The 5099-nt window shown below is 70.8% G+C and carries 4 protein-coding genes; 3 read left to right on the top strand and 1 reads right to left on the bottom strand.

Going from position 1 to position 5099, the window contains the following annotated elements; translation table 11 throughout:
* Window positions 1–347 (bottom strand): aminopeptidase P family N-terminal domain-containing protein (locus QYM41_RS17365; RefSeq protein WP_368801021.1); only part of this gene is annotated, 347 nt, incomplete at its 3' end.
* A 584-nt stretch (window positions 348–931) separates the two neighbouring features.
* Here QYM41_RS17365 and ppsA point away from each other — a divergent pair.
* The 3 genes from ppsA to QYM41_RS17350 form a co-directional block, all read left to right on the top strand.
* Window positions 932–3331: a phosphoenolpyruvate synthase gene (gene ppsA, locus QYM41_RS17360; protein WP_368801020.1), complete on the top strand. Its 2400-nt coding sequence runs from the start codon at window positions 932–934 to the stop codon at window positions 3329–3331.
* A 70-nt stretch (window positions 3332–3401) separates the two neighbouring features.
* Window positions 3402–4247 (top strand): pyruvate, water dikinase regulatory protein, encoded by an 846-nt coding sequence (locus QYM41_RS17355; RefSeq protein ID WP_368801019.1) that lies wholly within the window; start codon window positions 3402–3404, stop codon window positions 4245–4247.
* Between the two features lie 406 nt (window positions 4248–4653).
* Window positions 4654–5099: inositol-3-phosphate synthase (locus tag QYM41_RS17350; protein WP_497795584.1), on the top strand; the 446-nt coding region annotated here is incomplete at its 3' end.

Here is a 5099-nt window from a genome sequence, read left to right as displayed (position 1 = left end):
CGCCAGTCGGTGTAGACGATGTTGTCGCCGTAGCTGGTGCGCCACGGCATGCCGGCGTCGATGTTCGCGGTGACCGTGACGGAGTCGTCGGCGGTGACGACGAGGGCGTAGTTGCGCCCGAACGTGGTGTAGAGGAAGTCCGAGTAGTACTTGATGCCGTGGTAGCTGGTGAGGATCACGGCGTCGAGGTCCTTGGCGGCCATGATCTTCCGCAGCCCGGACAGGCGGCGCTCGAACTCGGCGTCGGAGAAGGTCAGCTGCTCCTTCTGCCCGTTGTGCAGGGTCTTCAGCCGCTCCAGCTCGGTCACGGAGGTGGCGTGGGGGACGGTGAGGGGCGAGGTGGTCATGGTGGTCCTTTCGTGGAGCGGGGCTCGGACGGAGCGCCCGGGTGGGTCCTGGGAGGCGTCCCGCCGCAGGATCGGCGACCTCGCCCATCGGCGGCGGGAGCGTCAGGAGTTCCGGTGGCCGAACGCTGGTGTTTCCGGCCGTTCCTGGTGTGTTGTTGCATTCATCACAACCAAGTTGCTTCACTCTAGGAAGTGATCTGGGCCACGGTCAAGGGTTGCGCAGGACACAATTGACATACCGTCGGATTGAGACGGGCGGTTGCCCCGTTGATATGCACAAGAGTTGCAATCATCGCAACACAGCGACTCGCCCCTGGACGTCCACCCGGAGAGGCGGACAGGGACACCGACCGCCATGGAGGGCGGAACGCTCTTCCCGCCCATGTATATGAGTGATATATCTATTGGCGACAGAGTGGTCGGCTGCTTCGCGCGCCGCAGGGACGTGCCGTGCGCGGCCCGTGTCCTGCCACGCCGCAGGGGCCACCCGGACCGGCGGGCCCGCCGGCGGTCCGGCCACGACCCACCGCCCCGCACGACACGCCCGACAACCGCTCGAACGCACCGCTAGGAGCACGATGCAGATGGTCCACGTTCTTCCGTTCACCGAGATCGACCTGTCCGACCTGGAGGAGGTAGGGGGCAAGAACGCCTCCCTGGGGGAGCTGATCGGCAATCTCAGCAGCGCCGGGGTGCAGGTGCCGGGCGGGTTCGCCACCACGGCCACGGCGTTCCGGGAGTTCCTGGCGGCCTCGGGTCTCCAGGCGCGGATCGAGGAGGCCCTGGCGGGGCTGGACACCGCCGATGTGGGCGCCCTGGCCGCTGCGGGTGCGCGGATCCGGTCGCTGGTCCGGGCCGCACCGTTGCCGGCCGCGCTGGAGAAGGCGATCCGCACGGCCTACCAGGAGCTGGCCGGCACCCAGCCGGCGGGGGTGGAGGTGTCCTGGGCGGTGCGCTCGAGCGCGACCGCCGAGGACCTCCCGGACGCCTCGTTCGCCGGGCAGCAGGAGACGTACCTCAACGTCCGGGGGGTGGAGAACGTGCTGGCCGCGGTCAAGGACGTGTTCGCCTCCCTGTACAACGACCGGGCGATCGCCTACCGGGTCCACCACGGCTTCGCCCATGCCGAGGTCGCGCTGTCGGTGGGGGTGCAGAAGATGGTGCGCTCCGACGTCGGCGCCTCGGGGGTGATGTTCACCATGGACACCGAGTCCGGGTTCACCGACGCGGTGTTCATCACCTCCTCCTACGGGCTCGGGGAGGCCGTGGTGCAGGGGGCGGTGAACCCGGACGAGTTCTACGTCCACAAACCGGCCCTGGCTGCCGGACGGCCGGCCGTGCTCAAGCGCGGGCTCGGGGCCAAGGCCCTGCAGATGACCTACACGGACTCGCGTGAACTCGGGGAGACCGTGGGCTTCGCCCCCGTGGCCCCGGAGCAGCGGGCCCGGTTCAGTCTCACCGACGCGCAGGTGGAGCAGCTGGCCCGCTACGGCGTGGCGATCGAGGCCCACTACGGCCGCCCGATGGACATCGAGTGGGGCCTGGACGGCACCGACGGGCGCCTGTACGTCCTGCAGGCCCGCCCCGAGACCGTGGTCTCGCGCCGGGCGGGCGGGACGGTCGCCCGCTACCGGCTGCACGAGACCGCCCGGGTGCTGGCCGAGGGCCGGGCGATCGGTCAGCGCATCGGCGCCGGGCAGGTCCGGGTGCTGTCCTCGATCGGCCAGATGGCCTCCTTCCAGGACGGCGACGTCCTGGTCGCCTCGATGACCGACCCGGACTGGGAGCCGATCATGAAGAAGGCCGCCGCGATCGTCACCGACCGCGGCGGGCGCACCTGCCACGCGGCGATCATCGCCCGGGAGCTGGGCATCCCCGCGGTGGTCGGGGCCGGGAACGCCACCGAGGTCCTGGCCGAGGGCGACCCGGTGACGGTCTCCTGCGCCGCGGGCGAGGCAGGCCTGGTCTACGACGGGCTGCTGGACTACACCGTGGAGGAGACGGCCCTGGGCTCCATGCCCGAGGCGCCGCTGAAGGTGATGATGAACGTGGGCACCCCCGAGCAGGCGTTCGCCTTCGCCGCCCTGCCGCACCACGGCGTGGGCCTGGCCCGGCTGGAGTTCATCATCAACCGCCAGATCGGCGTCCACCCCCTGGCCCTGCTGGCCCTCGAGCACGGCACCCCGGACCTGGACCCCGGCGTGGCCGACCGGATCCGGGAGCGGATCGCCGCCTACGACGGACCGCGCGACTTCTACGTCAAGCGCCTGGCCGAGGGCATCGCCACGATCGCCGCGGCCTTCGCCCCTGAGCCGGTGATCATCCGACTCTCGGACTTCAAGTCCAACGAGTACGCCAACCTGCTCGGCGGCCCGCAGTTCGAGCCCGAGGAGGAGAACCCCATGATCGGGTTCCGCGGCGCCTCCCGGTACCTCTCGGAGGAGTTCCGGGCGGCCTTCGAGCTGGAGTGCGAGGCGATCCGCTACGCCCGCACCACCATGGGCCTGAGCAACATCAAGCTCATGGTCCCGTTCGTGCGCACCCTCACCGAGGCGAGGGGCGTGATCGAGCTGCTGGCCGCCAACGGCCTGGAACGCGGGGTCGAGGGCCTGGAGATCGTGATGATGTGCGAGCTGCCCGCCAACGCGCTGCTGGCCGATGAGTTCCTGGACCACTTCGACGGGTTCTCCATCGGCTCCAACGACCTCACCCAGCTCACCCTGGGCCTGGACCGAGACTCCGCCCTCGTGGCCGGCTCCTTCGACGAGCGCAACCCGGCCGTGAAGAAGCTGCTGGCACTGGCGATCAGCGCCTGCAAGAACCGCGGCAAGTACGTCGGGATCTGCGGCCAGGGCCCCAGCGACCACCCCGACCTGGCCGCCTGGTTGCTGGAGCAGGGCATCGACTCCGTGTCGCTGAACCCCGACGCCGTCGTGGACACCTGGCTGGCCCTGGCCCGGACCCCGGCCCAGCCCAGCGTGTGAGGGTCCGCGCGTCCCGCGTGCCGGACGTGCACCGCGTGCCGGCCACATCACGAGAGAGGTGCACCAGCCAGTGACCGATACCTGCCCGGTGGCGTTCTTCCTGTCGGACAGCACGGGGATCACCGCCGAGACCCTGGGCAACACCCTGATCACCCAGTTCCCGCACCAGCGCTTCGAGCGTCACACCGTGCCCTTCATCATCACCGGGGAGCGGGCCCGGCAGGTGGCGGCCCGGATCGACGCCGTGGCCGCCACGGGGAGGATGCCGGTCGTGTTCTCCACCGTGGTCGACCCGGACATCCGCGGGATCCTCGCCACCAGCCAGGGCTTCTTCGTGGACCTCTTCGGCACCCACCTCCCCCAGCTCGAGAGTGCGCTGCACGCCACGGCCAACCGGCAGCCCGGCCGGGCCCACGGCCTCGTCGACGCCATCCGCTACCGGTCGCGGATGGCGGCGGTCGAGTACGCCATGGAGCACGACGACGGCCAGTCCGTGCGCGCCCTCGAGCAGGCGCAGCTGATCCTCATCGCCCCCTCCCGCTGCGGCAAGACCCCCACCAGCATGTACCTGGCTCTTCAGCACGGCGTCCGCGTGGCCAACTTCCCGCTGGTCGACGAGGACTTCGAGCGCCGGGCCCTGCCGGCGCCCGTCGCCCCGCACCGCGCCAAGTGCTTCGGGCTCACCTCACAACCCCTCCGGCTCAGCCAGATCCGCCAGGAGCGACGCCCCGGGGCCACCTACTCCTCCCTGGCCCAGTGCAGCTGGGAGCTGCGCAACGCCGAGGAGATGTACGCCCTCAACGGCGTCCCCCACCTCGACTCGGCCTCCATGTCCGTCGAGGAGATCTCCGCCACCGTCCTCGACCGCATGGAGCTGGAGGAGCTCGGCCACGAGCCGGCCGGTCGTCGCCGGTGACCCCGAGCCGCCGGCCCCACGGCGCCCGCACGTCCCGTCCGTCCGGAGGCAGCACAGTGCCGGAGGCGTCCGCGCGACAGGACGCCGTTCCTGCCGCCTCCCTTGACAGGAGCACCGATCCCCCAGAGACTCATCCCACAGCACGTGTTGCGCACAGCGATGCATGTTGCACCAATAGAACCGGCCCTGACGGGACGGGCGGGCTGTCGCCCACGGTCGGAGTGGGACCACCCGCACGCTCCGTGCCGAGAAGCCCGCCCGCAGGAGTGGATCGTCCGCGGGCACGGACGGATCGCGGACGCCCCGGCGGCCCGGGTGCGCCACCGTGCCCCCGCCCCTGACCACCCACGAGGCGCGCGGCGCCGACGCACCGTGGCTGCGGCCCGTCCCCCATCGAAGGAGTCCCGTGTCCCATCCCATTCGTGTGGCCGTCGCCGGTGTCGGCAACTGCGCCTCGTCGCTGATCCAGGGCGTGCACTTCTACGCCGAGGCCGACCCGGCCGGCACCGTGCCGGGGCTGATGCACGTGGTCTTCGGCGACTACCACGTGTCCGACATCGAGTTCGTGGCCGCCTTCGACGTCGACGCCGCCAAGGTCGGTGTGGATCTGTGCGAGGCGATCGGCGCCTCGCAGAACAACACCATGGTCTTCGCCTCCGTCCCGCGCACCGGGGTCACCGTGCAGCGCGGGCCCACCCTGGACGGGCTGGGCTCCTACTACCGGCAGGCCGTCGAGGAGTCGTCCCAGCCGCCGGTGGACGTCGCGCAGGCGCTGCGGGAGGCGCAGGTCGACGTGCTGGTGTCCTACCTGCCGGTGGGCTCGGAGGAGGCCGACCGGTTCTACGCCCAGGC

It is taken from the genome of Kocuria oxytropis (assembly GCF_040981195.1).
Classification (GTDB): domain Bacteria; phylum Actinomycetota; class Actinomycetes; order Actinomycetales; family Micrococcaceae; genus Kocuria; species Kocuria oxytropis.
The sequence above is the reverse complement of the archived record's forward strand: the minus strand, read 5'-3'. Positions and strand labels throughout refer to the sequence as shown.

What these genes read in the sequence shown, in the direction of transcription:
- ppsA (WP_368801020.1), top strand. Translation starts at nt 932, where the DNA reads ATGGTCCACGTTCTTCCGTTCACCGAGATCGACCTGTCCGACCTGGAG.